Genomic DNA, 15,467 nt, shown 5'->3' on the forward strand with positions numbered 1-15,467 from the left:
GGAACACTCCGGTGCGGGCCCCTCGGCTTCGTACGGTCTAGGACTCCTCGCCCAGCAGCACGCGGCGCACCACGCGCTCGGCGGCGCGGCCGTCGTCGTACGGGCAGAACCGCTCCTTGAACGCCTTCAGCAGCGCCTCGTTCTCCGGGCTGTTCCAGCTGCCGTCGGTGAAGATCGCCGCCAGCTCGTCCGTGTTCGTGGCCACGGCACCCGGGGTCTCGCCCGGCTGCCCGGACAGCAGGTCGAAGACGACACCGCGGACCGTGCGGTACGTCTCCCAGTCCGGGGCGAGGATCACGATCGGGCGGTTCAGGTGGGCGTAGTCGAACATCACCGAGGAGTAGTCGGTGACCAGCGCGTCCGCCGCCAGGCACAGGTCCTCGACGCGCGGGTACGTGGAGACGTCGATGACCGACGCGTTCTCCGGGAGACCCGAGCCGCCGTAGAAGTAGTGCGCGCGCATGAGGACCACGGTGTCCGGGCCGACGGCCGCGCAGAACCGGTCCAGGTCCAGGCGGTTGGTGAAGCCCGACTCGTAGTCGCGGTGCGTCGGCGCGTAGAGCACGGCGCGCTGGCCGGGGCGGATGCCCAGGTCCTCGCGGATCCTGGCGATCTGCTCCTCGGTGGCCGTCGTGAAGACGTCGTTGCGCGGGTAGCCCGTCTCCAGCGGGCGCGCCGCGCTCGGGTAGGCGCGGGACCACACCTCGGTGGAGTGCGGGTTGGCGGAGACGCTCCAGTCCCAGCGGTCCACGCGCTTGAGCAGCCGGTCGAAGTTGAGCCCCTGGGCCGCGGCCGGGTAGTTCTGCTGGTCCATGCCCATGATCTTCAGCGGCGTGCCGTGGTGGGTCATGACATGGATCTGGCCGGGGCGCTTGACCAGGTGGTCCGGGAAGTTGACGTTGTTGAAGAAGTACGTGGCACGGGCCAGCACCGACCAGTAGCGGCGGGTGCCGGGCACCACGTAGTCGATGCCCTTGGGCACCGAGTCCACGTTCTTCTTCGACACCACCCACACGCCGTGGATGTCGGGCGCCAGTTCCTTCGCCTTGCGGTAGATCGCCTCGGGGTTGCAGCTCACGCCGCGGTTCCAGTAGGCGGCGTACACGGCCAGCTTGGGGTCCAGGGGCAGCTTGCGCTGCGCCTTGTAGTAGCGCTTGGTGAACTGCTTCTTCGCCTTCGCCCGGGCCGTGGTGGGCGCGGCGCGCAGGCTGCGGCGGGTGGCGAGCGCGGTGTCCAGGGCGCCGAGCGCGGTGTACTTGCCGCCGCCCATCAGCTGCGGGCGCAGCCCCTTGGCACCGCCGGGGAACGTGAAGCCCTCCGGGCGGTGCGCACCGTGGAACGCGCCGACCGCGCCGACGTACTGCCGGCGGCGCTTGGTCACCGTCGGGTACGCGGTCAGCAGCTCCTGCACCGCGCGGTCGAAGAGGAGGCCGCGCACGTCCTTCAGGGCCGGACGCGCCTCCACGAAGGTCATCAGCGCGTCGTACGCCTCGATCAGCTCCAGCGGGGTCGAGCCCGTCCGGGGCTCCACGTCGTCCACGAGGCCGGGCAGGTAGCGCTGCTGGCGGTGCTCGACGCAGGCGGTGCCCAGCGTGGCCACCGAGGCGGCGACGGCGACGGTCGCCAGCGCGTACATCCGCTCGCCGTGCGGGCCCGGGCCGAAGGTCACCGTCTCGCGCTCCAGCAGCGCGCGGCGGACCGCGCGGTTCCAGGAGACCGGGGCGATGTCCAGCAGGTCCGGCCGCTTCGCCAGGGTGAACGGGCCCTCGGGCATCGCGTCCAGCTTCTGCAGGGACCGCGTCGAGCGGACCTTGCCGCGGAAGGGGCGCTTCTGGTGGCCGAACAGCAGCACGTCCGGGTCGCCGGTGGCGTCCAGCCGGTCCGCGACGGCCTGGAGCGCGCCGGGCAGGAAGACGTAGTAGCCCTCCAGGAACAGGACGTACTCCCCGGCGGCCTCCTCCATCCCCGCGTTGCGGCGGCCGTGGGCCCCGGCGCCCGGCTCCAGGTGCACGGCCCGGACGCGGCTGTCGCGCGCGGCGAACTCGTCCAGGACCAGGCCCGAGCCGTCCGGTGCCCCGTCGTCGACCCCGATGACCTCGATGTCCGTGAACGACTGGGAGAGCACCGACTCCAGGCACTCGCGCAGACTTCCTCGGGCGCGACGGACGGGGATGATGACACTCAGCCGGGGCATACGGACTCTTTCTCGGACTGTGCGTACTGGGAGAGCACACAGCGTACTGGGGCGGGCTCCGCAGGGCGGGTCAGGGGGCGGGCAGGCGTACGAAGGCCGAAGAGACGGGCGCGTCGGGCCCGTGAGCGGTCGACCGCGCGGCTGATGAAGGCCCCACTTATCATACTACCCAGGACAGTAAGTGGACCTTGGGCAATACTGGGCGTACGGGCCCATGGCGGGCGCCCCGGCACCCGTGATCCCGGGCACCGCACGGCTGCGGGGCACCCCCGCCGGCCGGCCGGAATGCCCCGCACTGTCACGGACCCGCTATTTGACCGCCCCCGCCATGACGCCGGAGACGAACTGGCGCTGGAAGGCGAAGAACACCGCGAGCGGGATCACCATCGAGACGAAGGCGCCGGGCGCCAGCACGTCGATGTTGTTGCCGAACTGGCGCACCTGCTGCTGGAGCGCCACCGTGATCGGCGGTGAGCCGGAATCCGCGAAGATCAGCGCGACCAGCATGTCGTTCCAGACCCAGAGGAACTGGAAGATCCCGAGCGAGGCGATCGCCGGACCGCCCAGCGGCATCACGACCCGGGTGAAGAGGCGTATCTCACCCGCCCCGTCCAGCCGCGCCGCCTCCAGGAGCTCACGGGGGATCTCCGCGAAGAAGTTGCGCAGCAGGAAGATCGCGAACGGGAGCCCGAACGCGGTGTGGAAAAGGACCACACCGAGCGTCGTCTCGAAGATCCCGATCTCGCCGAACAGCTTCGACACGGGGATCAGCGCCACCTGTACGGGGACCACCAGCAACCCCACGACCAGCAGGAACCACCAGTCACGGCCGGGGAAGTCCATCCAGGCGAACGCGTATCCCGCGAACGAGCCGATCACCACGACCAGGACCGTGGACGGCACGGTGATCATGACCGTGGAGAGCAGCGAGTCCGTGATCGCCGAATTGTCGAGCAGCCGGGAGTAGTTGTCGACGGTCAGCTCGGAGGGGGCGGTGAAGACCTGCCACCAGCCGGTCGACGCGATCTTGTCCGGGCTGCGCAGCGAGGACAGCAGCAGCCCGACCGTCGGCATCAGCCAGAACAGGGCCACCAGGACCAGGAAGACCCGCATCGCGCCGCCGGCGGCCCGCGCCGCGAGCCGCGCGCCGACCGACCGGGTCGCCGTTGCCGAGGGTGTCGTCATCGGCGCCCCTCCTTCCGTATCCGCCTGATGTTGAAGAGCATCACCGGGATCACCAGCAGCAGCAGGAGTACGGCGATGGCGCTGCCGACCCCCAGGTCCGCGTCCGTGCCGAACGAGGACCGGTACAGCTGGAACGCCAGCACGTTGGCGTCGTCCTGGGTCGAGCCGGGCGCGATGATGAACACCAGGTCGAAGATCTTCAGCACGTTGATCATCAGCGTGACCAGCACCACCGCGAGGACCGGGGCGAGCATCGGCACCGTGATCCGGCGGAACACCTGCCACTCGTTGGCCCCGTCCACCCGGGCCGCTTCGAGGAGTTCACGCGGCAGACCGGCCAGGCCCGCCGCGATCAGCACCATCGCGAAGCCCGCCCACATCCACACGTAGCTCCCGATGATCCCGGGCGTCACGAGCGTCGGGCCGAGCCAGTTCACGCCGTTGTACGGCTCCCTGAAGTTGGAGGCCGGGAGCCGCAGTTCGGCACCGTCCGCCGAGGCGGGCAGCGTGAACGTGCCGTCCGCCCCGGCCTCGGCGGACGCGACCACCTCGCCGTTCCTGACGGCCTCCACCTTCAGGCCCTTGAGCCCGAGCTCCTCGGCGTCGACGACGTTGGGTTTCCCGCCGCCGCCCTTGGTGAAGTCCAGCCAGGCGGTGCCGGTGATCCCGCCGTCCCCGGCCGCCGCCGGGGACTTCGCCGGTTTCGCGTCGCCCGGCATCTTCGCCGGGAGCACCCCGACCAGGGGGAGCCGGACCGGCTGCCCGGCGTGCACGGTCGTCTTCGTCACGAACGCCCCGCCACCCGCCGCCTTCAACGGGGCCACGGGAAGCGGATGCGCCTTCGGGAAGCCCGAGGACTCGGCGAACGTGTCGTGCACGCCCACCCACACCGCGTTGGCGACCCCACGCTCCGGCGCCGCGTCGTACACCAGCCGGAAGATGATGCCCGCCGCCAGCATGGAGATCGCCATCGGCATGAAGACGACCAGCTTGAAGGCCGTGCCCCAGCGGATCCGCTCCGTGAGCACCGCGAAGATCAACCCGAGCGCGGTGGAGATCGTCGGTGCGAAGACCACCCAGATCGCGTTGTTCTTGACCGCCGTACGGATGGTGTCGTCCGTGAACAGTGTCTTGTAGTTGTCGATGCCGGCGAAGCCCGTACCCGCCTGGTCGAAGAACGACCGGTAGACGGAGTACACGATCGGGTACACCACCAGCGCCCCGAGCAGCACCAGCGCCGGCAGCAGGAAGAGCGCCGCGACCACCTTGCGGGTGCCGGTCACACTCCGGGGCGCGCGCCCCGGGGAGCCGGCCGGAGGGGCCTTCCTGGGGGCGGGCACGCGGGCCTCGCCGGACGGTTGCCTGTCGGCGGGGAGCGCCTCGTCGGCGCCCCCCGCTGCCGCTGTCGTCATGCCGTCAGCTCTTGTACGCCTTGGCCGCGTCGGACTCCAGCTTCGCTTGAGTCCCCGCGATGTCCTTCGGGTTCTTCAGGAAGTCCTGGAGGATCTTCCACTCGCCCTTGCCGGGCGTCCCGCCGAACGACTGCGGCGCCTGGTCGGACATGTCGAACCGGACGGCGTCCCCGGCCGCGATCAGCGCCTTCGCCATCGTGCGCTGCACGTCGTTCGGGTACGCGGCCGTGTCCAGGCCCTTGTTCGGCGAGATGAACCCGCCCTGCGAGGCCGCGATCTTCGCCGCGTCCGTGGAGGCGAGCCAGGTCAGCAGCGCCTGGGCGCCCTTGCCGTCCTTCAGCGCGACGGCCGCGTCGCCACCGGTCACCACGGGCGACTCGGCGCCGACCGCGGGGAACGGGAAGACCTTGGCGTCCGTGCCGATCTTCGCCTTCGTCTGCGCGATGTTGACGCCGACGAAGTCGCCCTCGTAGACCATGGCGGCCTTGGGCTGGTCGCCGCCGGTGAAGGTCTGCGTGACGGACGCCGGGAACTCGGTCTGGAGCGCGCCGTCCGCGCCGCCCGCGATCAGGGAGGGCTTCCCGAACAGCTGGGCCAGCGTGGTCAGCGCGTCCTTGACGGACGGGTCCGTCCACTTGATCTTGTGCTGGGCGAGCTGGTCGTACTTCTCCGGGCCCGCCTGCGACAGGTACACGTTCTCGAACCAGTCGGTCAGCGTCCAGCCGTCCGCGCCGCCGACCGAGACCGGGGTGACACCCGAGGCGGACACCGTCTCGGCGGTCTTCAGGAAGTCCTTCCAGGTCTTCGGCTCGCCGGCGCCCGCGTTCTCGAACGCCTTGGTGTTGTACCAGACCAGCGACTTGTTGGCGGCCTTGAAATACACCCCGTACTGGGTGCCGTCCACCGCGCCGAGGTCCTGCCAGACCTGCGCGTAGTTCTTGCTCAGCTGGGCCTTCGCCTCGGCGCCGACCGGTTTGGCCCACTTCTTCGCCACGGCCTGCTGGACCGCCCCGACCTGCGGGATCATCGCGACGTCCGGCGGCTGGCCGCCCGCGATCTTCGTACCGAGGAAGTTGACGATCGGGTCCTGCGCCGGGACGAACGTCACCGTCGCGCCGGTCCGCTTCTCGAACTCCTTGAGGACCTTGACGAAGTTGGCCTGTTCCGGACCCGTCCAGACCGCGGCGACAGAGAGCTTCTCACCGTCCAGTTTCGGTAAAGCGACACTCGGCGTGGAGCCGTTGCCCGTCGTGGAGCCGCCTTCGTCCGTCTTCTTGTCTCCGCCGTCACCGTCGCCGCCGCAGCCGGTGAGGGCCAGTGCGCCGATGGCGGTGAACACCACGGCCGCCCTGCGAATCCGTAGGGTTGTGCGCATTCCTGCCCCGTCTCTCTGTCCGCGCGCGCCCACCGGGCGCCGGGTCGGGGAGCCAGCGCTGCCGGTCGAGCGTCACGTCGTCGTGTGCGCACAGTCCTATGCCCGGCGTCCCGGTGCCGCAATACCGCCCTCGGCCCCAAATCCTTGATCGTGATGCCCTCGTGACGTGGGATCAGGGCCGGTATCCGGCTATGGGGGGACGATCGGGCCGCTCCGGCCGGGCCGCGCCCGGGGGCCTTCGAGGGCGGCTCCGGCGCGACTCGGGCGGGGCTGGGCGGGCTTTCAGGTGGACAGGGGCGCGAGGGGTTGTGCGTTGACGGAACGCGCCGCCCGTTCCAGGGCGCTGGCGAGCAGCGCGAGGTCCGTCGGCCCGTTGCCCAGCTCGCGGACCGGGCGGCGGGTGGGCGGGTCGCCCATCCGCTCCCACTCCAGCGGGACGACCGTCGGCCGCAGCGTCGCCGTACGCGGGATGCGGCCGGTCACCCTGCCGCCCTGGAACGGCGTCACCCGCCCGTCCGGATGCCCCAGCCGCCCCCGGCCCGGCGCCGGTTCGTCCGGCGACGGCGGGACCGCGGGCGGATCGAGCACGATGCGCAGCCGCGCGCCGCGGGCCAGCTCCGTGTCCTCCGTGCGGTCGGGGCGGGCCGAGGCGGCGACCAGGTGGACGCCCAGCCGGCCGCCGTCCCGGGCCACCGCCTCCAGCGCCCGCACCACCGAACCGGCCGCCGGCCGGCCCGGGCTCCCGAGCGCCGGGGATGAGCGCGTCGTAGTCGTCCACGAGCACCACCAGCCGGGGGAGCGGAGAGGGGCCCGGGTCCGCGGGGCGGCCCGCTCCCGGGCGCAGGCGCAGGGTGCCGCTGAGGGGGGCCTCCACCTCGCCGCGCTGCTCGGGGATGGGCACGGCCGTGGGCCCGTCCTCGTGACGGCTGTGCCACTCGGCGAAGTCCAGCTCGCCGAGCAGTTCGGCCCGCCGCTTCACCTCGCCGCCCAGCGCCTGGGCGAACTCCCGCATCCGGACCGGGTCCGAGGCCACCAGGTGCGTGAACGCGTGCGGCAGCTCCGTGCACGGACGCAGCGACTCGCCGCGCTCGCCGCCGGCCCCGTCGACCAGCACGATGCCCAGCCGGTCCGGCCGGGCGGCGGCCGCCAGCGACGCCGCGACGGCCCGCAGCAGCTCGGTCCGCCCGCTGCCGCCGGGGCCCTCGATGAGCAGGTGCGGCCCCTCGTCGGCGAGATCGACGCTCACCGGTCCGCGCGGCCCGGCACCGAGCACGACGACGGGCCGCCCGGCATGGACGGCCGGCCGCGCGGCGGCACGCGCCGCCGTCCGCGTCCCCCCGGCCGCATCGGCACCCCGCGCGGCGACCTGAGGCCCCCCGGCCTGCCGCGGCCCGCTGCCCCGGGCGGGGGCGGGGTAGGGGGTGCGGCCGGAGCCGGTGGTGGTGGTGTCGGGGTACGGGGTGCGGCCGGAGTCGGTGGAGGTGTCCGGGTACGGCGTGCGGCCCGAGTCGGCCGTTCCCGGGTACGCGGTGCGGCCGGAGTCGCCGGTTCCGGTGCGGGGGTACGGGGTGCGGCCGGAGCCGGTGGTGGTGGTCTCCGGATACGGCGTGCGGCCCGAGTCGGCTGTTCCCGGGTACGCGGTGCGGCCCGAGTCGCCCGTGTGCGCGCGGGGGTACGGGGTGCGGCCGGAGCCGGTCGTGGTGGTGTCCGGGTACGGGGTGCGGCCGGAGCCGGTGGAGGTGTCCGGGTACGGCGTACGGCCCGAGTCGGCCGTTCCCGGGTACGCGGTGCGACCCGAGTCCGGCGCCTCGGCCGCCGTGCGTTGCGCGCCCACACGGGGGGCCGGGCGGTCGTCCGCCGTGGACGCCCAGCGGGCCATCAGGGAGGCCGGGGTGGCGCGGGCCAGGCCCAGTTCGTCCAGGAGGCGGGCGGACGGGGGGAGCGCCACCGGCACCTGGCGGCCCGGCAGCGCGGCCGAGCCCTCCGCGCGCAGGGGGGCCAGCGCCCGGGCGAACCGCTGGGCCCAGTGCGCCGACACCGCGTCCACCGAGGCCACCGTGCCGTGGCCCGCCGCCCGGCCGCCGGCCGTGCGCAGCAGCCGCAGGGCCGTCGCCACGTCACCGCTCAGCATCCCGACCGCCCCGCACTCGCGGAAGGCGATCGACGCGTGGCAGGCGGCCTCGTACGTCGCGGCGACCGGCGAGGTGGGCGTCGCGGCCGGGGTCTCGGCCAGACAGATCAGATGGACGCCCGCCGCCGCACCCGCCGCCGCCAGCCGGGCGGTGTTCTCGCGGAGGACCGCCGCGCCGGGGTCGCCGTCGAGGATCACCACCGTGAACGGCCCCTCGTAGGCGCGGGCCGCCTCGGCGACCGCGGCCGCGTCCTGGCTCGCCCAGCCGGGGCCGAGGGGCCCGTCGTCCAGCCGGCGGACCAGCTCGGCGGTGCGGGCGAGCGCCTGGTCGCGGTCGTACGCGAGGAGCAGCCGGCAGTCCTGGCCGTGCATCGGGCGGAGATGGGGCAGCCAGCCCAGCCAGGCCCACTCGCGCCGCCGCTCCTCCGTGCTCCGCGCCCGGTCCGTGCTGATCAGCACGATCTCCAGGTCGGCGGGGGAGTGCAGCGCGGCCAGCTGGGCCACGGCGGACCGGGCGAGCCCGGCCAGCCGCTCCCGGGGCCCGGCGAGCCCCAGCGAACCGGCCTCCCGCAGGCTCACGGTCACCGGCACGGCGGGCAGGTCGGCCCGGTCGGTGGTGCCCAGCCGGACCACCAGCGCCTCCGGGTGCGCGGGGTCGCGCTCCCACAGCCGGGGGCCCGGGCCGAGCGCGGTCAGCAGCACGGCGGCCGGATCGGGCCAGGTGCCCTCGGGGGCGGTGGGCGGCGAGGTGAAGACGTCGGCGACGGGCGGGGCGGACGGCTCGGCGGGAGCGCTCGGGGGCGCAGGTTCGGCCCGGGTGCCCTTGAGCCGGCGGGCCCAGGCCCCTATGCCGCCGCGCCGGGGCGCCTCCTGCTCCGGGAAGCGGCCCGGATGCCCGGTGGGGGACCCGGGCCGGGCCTCGGCCCCCGAGCCGTCGGGAGCGGGCCGGTCGTGGTCGGGCGGGGCGGCCTCGGCGGAGGGGGCGGCCGGAGCGGCCGGGACCCGGGCGACCCGCAAGTGGCCCTCGCCGTCCGGGGCCGTCGGCAGCACCGGCGGACGCGCGCCGGAGGCGAGCCGGAGCGTCGACTCGCCGAGCCGCAGCAGCGCCCCCGGGGCCAGCCGGACCGGGCGGTCGTGGACCTCGGCCCCGTCGAGCGAGGTGCCGTTGGTGGAGCCCAGGTCGGCCACGGAGACCCGGCCGTCCTCGGCGACCGTCACCTGGCAGTGCAGCCGGGAGACATCGGGGTCGTCCAGCGGCACATCGGCGTCGGCCGAGCGGCCGATGCGGACCGTGCCGCCGTGCAGCAGATGGACCCCGCCCGCGTCGGGACCGGCGACCACCTGGAGCTGGGCGGGGACCGCGTCGTCCGCGGTCTCGTCCTCGCCCGGGACCTGGAGCGAGAGGACCGCGCCGTCGACCAGGGGCGGCTCACCGAGGGCGCAGCGCTGCGCGTCCAGCCGCTCCCGGCCCGCGAAGAGCACCACCGCACCGCTGCCGAGGGAGCCGTCGGGACCGGCGACGGCCATGGCCAGGCCCGACGCGACGGAGGCCAGCGCCGTCCCCGCGGGGGCGGTGACCAGCACATCGCAGGCGCGCGCCGGGGTCTGGCCGCTGGGCGGCGCGAGGACGGTCAGCCGGATCTGCATCGCCGTCAGCGGTCCCTTCTGCGCGCGGTGCCGGCCGGGGGAACGCCCTGTGATTCCCCCCACCCGGCACGGACGCGTCGTCCGGTACAGGTTCGTCACGCACCGCGAGGCTCCCGACCGCGCAGTCGTGCTCCAGGCATCCTCGCACCTGCCACTGACAACACGCCCGGCGGTCATCAGTTAGTGATCTTGAAACGTCTGCTGTGGCCCCAAAAGCGCGGCATGACCGGTTTCCCGGTGTGCGGCTCCGGCAACCATCCGGCCCGGGCGGACGTCTTTCCCCGGGACCCTTCCGTACGGGGAGCGGAGTGCGCCCGCCGGAGAGCGGCGAGCGCGCGCCCGGGCCCGCGCGCCGGCGAAGTCACCTCGCGGACCCGGCCGGCCTCCCCCGTACAGCCTCTAGAGTGGGCCGGAAACTCCGGGGGTACCCGGGATCGATCCACCACGACCAGCAGGGAGCGCATGACGTGCGGCCGGTAGGCAGCAAGTACCTCCTGGAGGAGCCGCTGGGACGCGGTGCCACGGGCACCGTCTGGCGCGCCAGCCAGCGCGAGGCGGCGGGCGCCGAGGCGGCCGTGGCCGGCCGGCCCGGCGAGACCGTGGCGATCAAGGTCCTCAAGGAGGAGCTGGCCAACGACGCGGACGTGGTGATGCGGTTCCTGCGGGAACGCTCCGTCCTGTTGCGGCTGACCCACCCCAACATCGTGCGCACCCGCGACCTCGTGGTCGAGGGCGACCTCCTGGCCCTCGTCATGGACCTGATCGACGGCCCCGACCTGCACCGCTATCTGCGCGACAACGGCCCGCTCACCCCGGTCGCCGCCGCGCTGCTCACCGCGCAGATCGCCGACGCGCTCGCCGCCAGCCACGCCGACGGCGTCGTGCACCGCGACCTCAAGCCCGCCAACGTGCTGCTCGCCGACCCCGACGGCGCGATGCGCCCGATGCTCACCGACTTCGGCATCGCGCGCCTCGCCGACTCGCCTGGCCTGACCCGGACCCACGAGTTCGTCGGCACCCCCGCCTACGTGGCGCCGGAGTCCGCCGAGGGCCGCCCGCAGACTTCCGCCGTCGACATCTACGGCGCCGGCATCCTCCTCTACGAGCTGGTCACCGGCCGCCCGCCATTCGCCGGCGGCACCGCGCTCGAAGTCCTGCACCGGCACCTCAGCGAGGAGCCGCGCCGCCCCAGCACCGTCCCCGAGCCCCTGTGGACGGTCATGGAGCGGTGCCTGAGCAAGGACCCGGACCGCCGGCCGAGTGCGGAGAACCTGGCCCGTGCCCTGCGTACCGTCGCCGACGGCATCGGGGTCCACGCGAGCCCCGCCCAGATCACCGCCGCCGACGGGGTCGCCGCCCTGCTCGCGCCCGACCCGGCGCCCACCGCCGTGCCCGAGATCCCCGGCGCGGCCGACCCGACGCAGGTGCTGCCGAGCAACGCCGGCTCGTACGACCCGAACGGGGTCACCAGCGTCCTGCCGCACGGAGGCGGGCCCGGCGCGGGCCCCCAGGCCGACCCGACCGCCGTCCTGCCGCCGGTGCCGCCGCGCCCCGACAGCGACCCGCGCCCCGAGGACCCGCACCCCTGGCAGTCCCAGCTCCGGGCCGCCCGCGACCGCAACGAGCAGACGCAGGTCCAGTACCTCGACCCGAGCCAGGACCCGTTGCGCCGCCGCCCCCAGCGCCGGCAGCAGCCGCCCCCGCAGCAGCCGCAGCGCGACCGGCAGTCCGGCTACCAGCAGCCCCAGCAGTACGGGCAGCAGCGGCAGCAGCAGTACCAGCCGCAACCGCAGCAGCAGTACCAGCCGCCGCAGCGCCAGCAGTACCAGCCCCAGCCGCAGCCGTACGCGCCCCCGCAGCAGCCGCAGCCGCCCCAGCAGCCGCAGCGCGCGCCCCGTGAGCCGAGGCAGCGCAGCGCCAACCCGATGAAGATCCCCGGGCTCGGCTGCCTCAAGGGCTGCCTGTTCACGCTGGTGCTGCTCGTCGTGGCGAGCTGGCTGATCTGGGAACTGACCCCGCTCAAGGACTGGATCGGGCAGGGGCAGAGCTACTGGCACGCGATCACCGACGCCGTGTCCACGGTGTCGGACTGGATCTCCAAACTGGGCGGCAGCTGACCGCACTCAGCACACCGGAGGCGTGCAACTCTGTAGCTATATCGACTTCCGCGGGCCAATTCCGAGGCAATTCGCCCGCAGAAGCGAAGGTTGGCGCCAACCACGGCACGCGGGCCCCCGATCGCCGCGTAACTTTGTCGACCGGGGGTTGTTGGGGTCCATCGCCAGCCGCTGAGGGAGCAGTCTTGGCACGGAAAATCGGCAGCCGGTACACCGCCCACCAGATACTGGGGCGCGGCAGCGCCGGCACGGTGTGGCTCGGGGACGGCCCCGAGGGCCCCGTGGCCATCAAACTGCTCCGCGAGGACCTGGCCTCCGACCAGGAGCTCGTCGGCCGGTTCGTCCAGGAGCGCACCGCGCTCCTCGGACTCGACCACCCGCACGTCGTCGCCGTCCGCGACCTCGTGGTGGACGGCAACGACCTCGCCCTCGTCATGGATCTGGTCCGGGGCACCGACCTGCGCACCCGGCTCGACCGCGAGCGCCGGCTGGCCCCCGAGGCGGCCGTCGCCGTCGTCGCGGACGTCGCCGACGGCCTCGCCGCCGCGCACGCCGCCGGGATCGTGCACCGCGACGTCAAGCCCGAGAACATCCTGCTGGACATGGAAGGCCCGCTCGGTCCCGGCAGCGCCCACCCCGCGCTGCTCACCGACTTCGGCGTCGCCAAGCTCATCGACACCCCGCGCCGGACCCGCACCACAAAGATCATCGGCACGCCGGACTACCTGGCCCCCGAGATCGTCGAGGGCCTGCCGCCGCGCGCCGCCGTCGACATCTACGCCCTGGCCACGGTGCTGTACGAGCTCCTCGCCGGCTTCACGCCGTTCGGCGGCGGCCACCCCGGCGCCGTCCTGCGCCGCCACGTCACCGAGACCGTCGTCCCGCTCCCCGGCATCCCCGACGAGCTGTGGCAGCTGCTCGTCCAGTGCCTGGCCAAGGCCCCCGCCTCCCGGCTGCGGGCCTCCGAACTGGCCGCCCGGCTGCGCGAACAGCTGCCGCACCTGGCCGGCATCCCGCCCCTGGACGTGGACGAGCCGGACGAGGAGCCGGAGGCCCCGCAGGGCTACGACGAGCAGCAGTACACCCCGGCCGGCGACGAGCCCCGCAGGCGCGGCGCGGTCCCGCTGGTGCCCGGCTCCACCCCGGACTCCAACCGCGACACCCACACGAGCATGCGCGTCCCGGCCCCCGACGAGCTGTCCGGCGGCCCCCGGGGCACCGCCCGCGCCCCGCGCGCCCCCGGCCGGCCCCGCCCCGGTTCGGCCCGCAACAAGTCGGCGGCCGTCCGCAAACGCCGCCTGACCCTGGGGGCCGCGGCCCTCGTGCTGGTGGCCGGGCTCGGCGCGGCCGGCTGGCTCGCCCTGAGCGGCGACGACGCGGACCCGGGCCCGCAGGACACCAGGAACTCGGCCCCGGCCGCCCCGTAGCCGGGTCCCGCGGGCGGTGATCCGGCAGCCCGAGGAACGTACGCGCCGACAGCCGTTACGCTGGACCCGTGGCAGTCGTCGATATTTCCGAAGAGCTGAAGTCCCTCTCCTCGACCATGGGGTCGATCGAGGCCGTCCTGGACCTGGATGCGCTGAGGGGGGACATCGCCGTGCTCGAGGAGCAGGCGGCCGCCCCGTCCCTGTGGGACGACCCCGAGGCGGCGCAGAAGATCACCAGCAAGCTTTCCCACCTCCAGGCCGAGGTCCGCAAGGCCGAGGGCCTGCGCGGCCGGATCGACGACCTCGAAGTCCTCTTCGAGCTCGCCGAGTCCGAGGGCGACGCCGACGCGCTCGCCGAGGCCGAGACCGAGCTGGAGTCCGTCCGCAAGGCGCTGGACGAGATGGAGGTCCGCACCCTCCTCTCCGGCGAGTACGACGCCCGGGAGGCGCTGGTCACCATCCGCGCCGAGGCCGGCGGCGTCGACGCGGCGGACTTCGCCGAGCGGCTCCAGCGGATGTACCTGCGCTGGGCCGAGCGGCACAACTACAAGACCGAGGTCTACGAGACGGCGTACGCGGAAGAGGCCGGCATCAAGTCGACCACCTTCGCCGTCGAGGTGCCGTACGCCTACGGCACGCTCTCCGTCGAGCAGGGCACCCACCGCCTGGTGCGCGTCTCGCCGTTCGACAACCAGGGCCGCCGCCAGACCTCCTTCGCGGGCGTCGAGGTGCTGCCCGTGGTGGAGCAGACGGACCACGTCGAGATCGACGAGTCCGACCTGCGCGTCGACGTGTACCGCTCCTCGGGCCCCGGCGGCCAGGGCGTCAACACCACGGACTCCGCGGTGCGTCTGACCCACCTGCCGACCGGCATCGTCGTCTCCTGCCAGAACGAGCGCTCGCAGATCCAGAACAAGGCGTCCGCGATGAACGTCCTCCAGGCGAAGCTCCTTGAGCGCCGCCGCCAGGAGGAGCAGGCCAAGATGAACGCCCTGAAGGGCGACGGCGGCAACTCCTGGGGCAACCAGATGCGCTCCTACGTCCTGCACCCGTACCAGATGGTGAAGGACCTGCGTACGGAGTTCGAGATGGGCAACCCGGAGGCGGTCTTCAACGGCGAGATCGACGGCTTCATCGAGGCCGGCATCCGCTGGCGCAAGCAGAACGAGAAGTAGTCAGAGAAGCGCCGCAACCCCCCTTACGGCAAGGCACATTGGCCCGGAACGGCCTTGACCGCCCGGTCGGCCCCCGCGAGGCTGCTGGAGCAGCCTGACACGAGTGGCTACTGGGGGTAGCGGTACATGACGAAGAAGACGCGCATACGCGTCGCGCGGACGGCGGCGGGTGCGGTGATCGCCGTCGGCGCATCGCTGGCAGCCACGGGCGCGGCGCAGGCCGTCGGCATCGGCGTCGAGGTCGCGGGCGTGGAGATCGGCGTGCGGACCGCCGCCGGGCCGGGGGACGAGGACCCGGGCGAGGACGGCGACCCGTGCAGCCCGCTCGACCCGCGCTGCGAGCCGCCGGAGCCGCCGGCCACCCCGCCGCATCCTTCCGGCCCGCCGACCGGCCCCGCGGACCCGAGCGAGCCGCCCACGGACCCGGACGACCCGCCGGCCGGTCCCACGGCCCCGCCCTCGAAGCCCGCGAAGCCCTCGGCGAAGCCCACCCAGGACCCGGCCGGGTCCACGGGCCCGGGCGACGGGACGGGCGGCTCCGATGACAACGGCGGCGGCGTGGGGCAGATCGGGGTCTCGGGCGGCGGTGGCAACACCGACACCGACTCGGTCGGCAACCAGCCCGTCGAGCAGGGCAGGGGCAAGGACGAACTCGCCGAGACCGGAGCGGGCCAGACCGCTTTCCTGCTGACCGGCGCCGTGACGATGATCGCCGGCGGCATCGGCTTCCGGGTCCTGTCGCGCCGGACGGGCAGCCGTACGGCCGCGTAGAGCCACGGAAGGGGCCCGGACCGCCGAAAACGG

At 73.7% G+C, this 15,467-nt stretch carries 9 protein-coding genes; 4 read left to right on the plus strand and 5 right to left on the minus strand.

The genetic code is table 11. The features are described from left to right. Positions 1-37: 37 nt before the first annotated feature. The 5 genes from ACN6LM_RS34735 to ACN6LM_RS34755 form a co-directional block, all read right to left on the minus strand. Entirely contained in the window at positions 38-2,194 is a 2,157-nt protein-coding gene (locus ACN6LM_RS34735) for a bifunctional glycosyltransferase/CDP-glycerol:glycerophosphate glycerophosphotransferase (protein ID WP_445069365.1), read from the minus strand. Between the two features lie 309 nt (positions 2,195-2,503). Next, complete coding sequence (locus ACN6LM_RS34740; protein WP_445069366.1) at positions 2,504-3,379, minus strand: carbohydrate ABC transporter permease; 876 nt, start codon at positions 3,377-3,379, stop codon at positions 2,504-2,506. After that, entirely contained in the window at positions 3,376-4,791 is a 1,416-nt protein-coding gene (locus ACN6LM_RS34745) for a carbohydrate ABC transporter permease (protein ID WP_445069367.1), read from the minus strand. The genes ACN6LM_RS34740 and ACN6LM_RS34745 overlap by 4 nt, the downstream gene beginning before the upstream one ends. A 4-nt stretch (positions 4,792-4,795) precedes the next feature. Further along, the gene (locus ACN6LM_RS34750; RefSeq protein WP_445069368.1) at positions 4,796-6,166 is read right to left on the minus strand and encodes an ABC transporter substrate-binding protein; all 1,371 of its coding nucleotides are present in this window, start codon (positions 6,164-6,166) and stop codon (positions 4,796-4,798) included. Between the two features lie 172 nt (positions 6,167-6,338). Then, positions 6,339-9,944, minus strand: a complete 3,606-nt coding sequence (locus ACN6LM_RS34755; protein ID WP_445069369.1) for an FHA domain-containing protein — start codon at positions 9,942-9,944, stop codon at positions 6,339-6,341. Positions 9,945-10,411: 467 nt separating this feature from the next. Between ACN6LM_RS34755 and ACN6LM_RS34760 the strand changes: the two genes are divergently transcribed. The 4 genes from ACN6LM_RS34760 to ACN6LM_RS34775 all read left to right on the plus strand — a co-directional run bounded on the left by ACN6LM_RS34760 (position 10,412) and on the right by ACN6LM_RS34775 (position 15,434). Next, complete coding sequence (locus ACN6LM_RS34760; RefSeq protein WP_445069371.1) at positions 10,412-12,061, plus strand: serine/threonine-protein kinase; 1,650 nt, start codon at positions 10,412-10,414, stop codon at positions 12,059-12,061. 185 nt (positions 12,062-12,246) lie between these two features. Then, positions 12,247-13,488: a protein kinase domain-containing protein gene (locus tag ACN6LM_RS34765; protein ID WP_445069372.1), complete on the plus strand. Its 1,242-nt coding sequence runs from the start codon at positions 12,247-12,249 to the stop codon at positions 13,486-13,488. A gap of 68 nt (positions 13,489-13,556) precedes the next feature. Beyond that, a complete protein-coding gene (gene prfB, locus ACN6LM_RS34770) occupies positions 13,557-14,663 on the plus strand; it encodes a peptide chain release factor 2 (RefSeq protein WP_445069373.1) in 1,107 nt (368 codons plus the stop codon). Positions 14,664-14,789: 126 nt separating this feature from the next. Beyond that, on the plus strand, positions 14,790-15,434 hold the full coding sequence (locus ACN6LM_RS34775; RefSeq protein ID WP_445069374.1) for a hypothetical protein: 645 nt from the start codon (positions 14,790-14,792) through the stop codon (positions 15,432-15,434). Positions 15,435-15,467: the final 33 nt, after the last annotated feature.

The sequence above is a fragment of the Streptomyces sp. SAS_281 genome, from assembly GCF_052542855.1.

What these genes read in the sequence shown, in the direction of transcription:
- ACN6LM_RS34775 (WP_445069374.1), top strand. Translation starts at nt 14,790, where the DNA reads ATGACGAAGAAGACGCGCATACGCGTCGCGCGGACGGCGGCGGGTGCG.
- ACN6LM_RS34750 (WP_445069368.1), bottom strand. Translation starts at nt 6,166, where the DNA reads ATGCGCACAACCCTACGGATTCGCAGGGCGGCCGTGGTGTTCACCGCC.
- ACN6LM_RS34735 (WP_445069365.1), bottom strand. Translation starts at nt 2,194, where the DNA reads ATGCCCCGGCTGAGTGTCATCATCCCCGTCCGTCGCGCCCGAGGAAGT.
- ACN6LM_RS34745 (WP_445069367.1), bottom strand. Translation starts at nt 4,791, where the DNA reads ATGACGACAGCGGCAGCGGGGGGCGCCGACGAGGCGCTCCCCGCCGAC.
- ACN6LM_RS34755 (WP_445069369.1), bottom strand. Translation starts at nt 9,944, where the DNA reads ATGCAGATCCGGCTGACCGTCCTCGCGCCGCCCAGCGGCCAGACCCCG.
- ACN6LM_RS34740 (WP_445069366.1), bottom strand. Translation starts at nt 3,379, where the DNA reads ATGACGACACCCTCGGCAACGGCGACCCGGTCGGTCGGCGCGCGGCTC.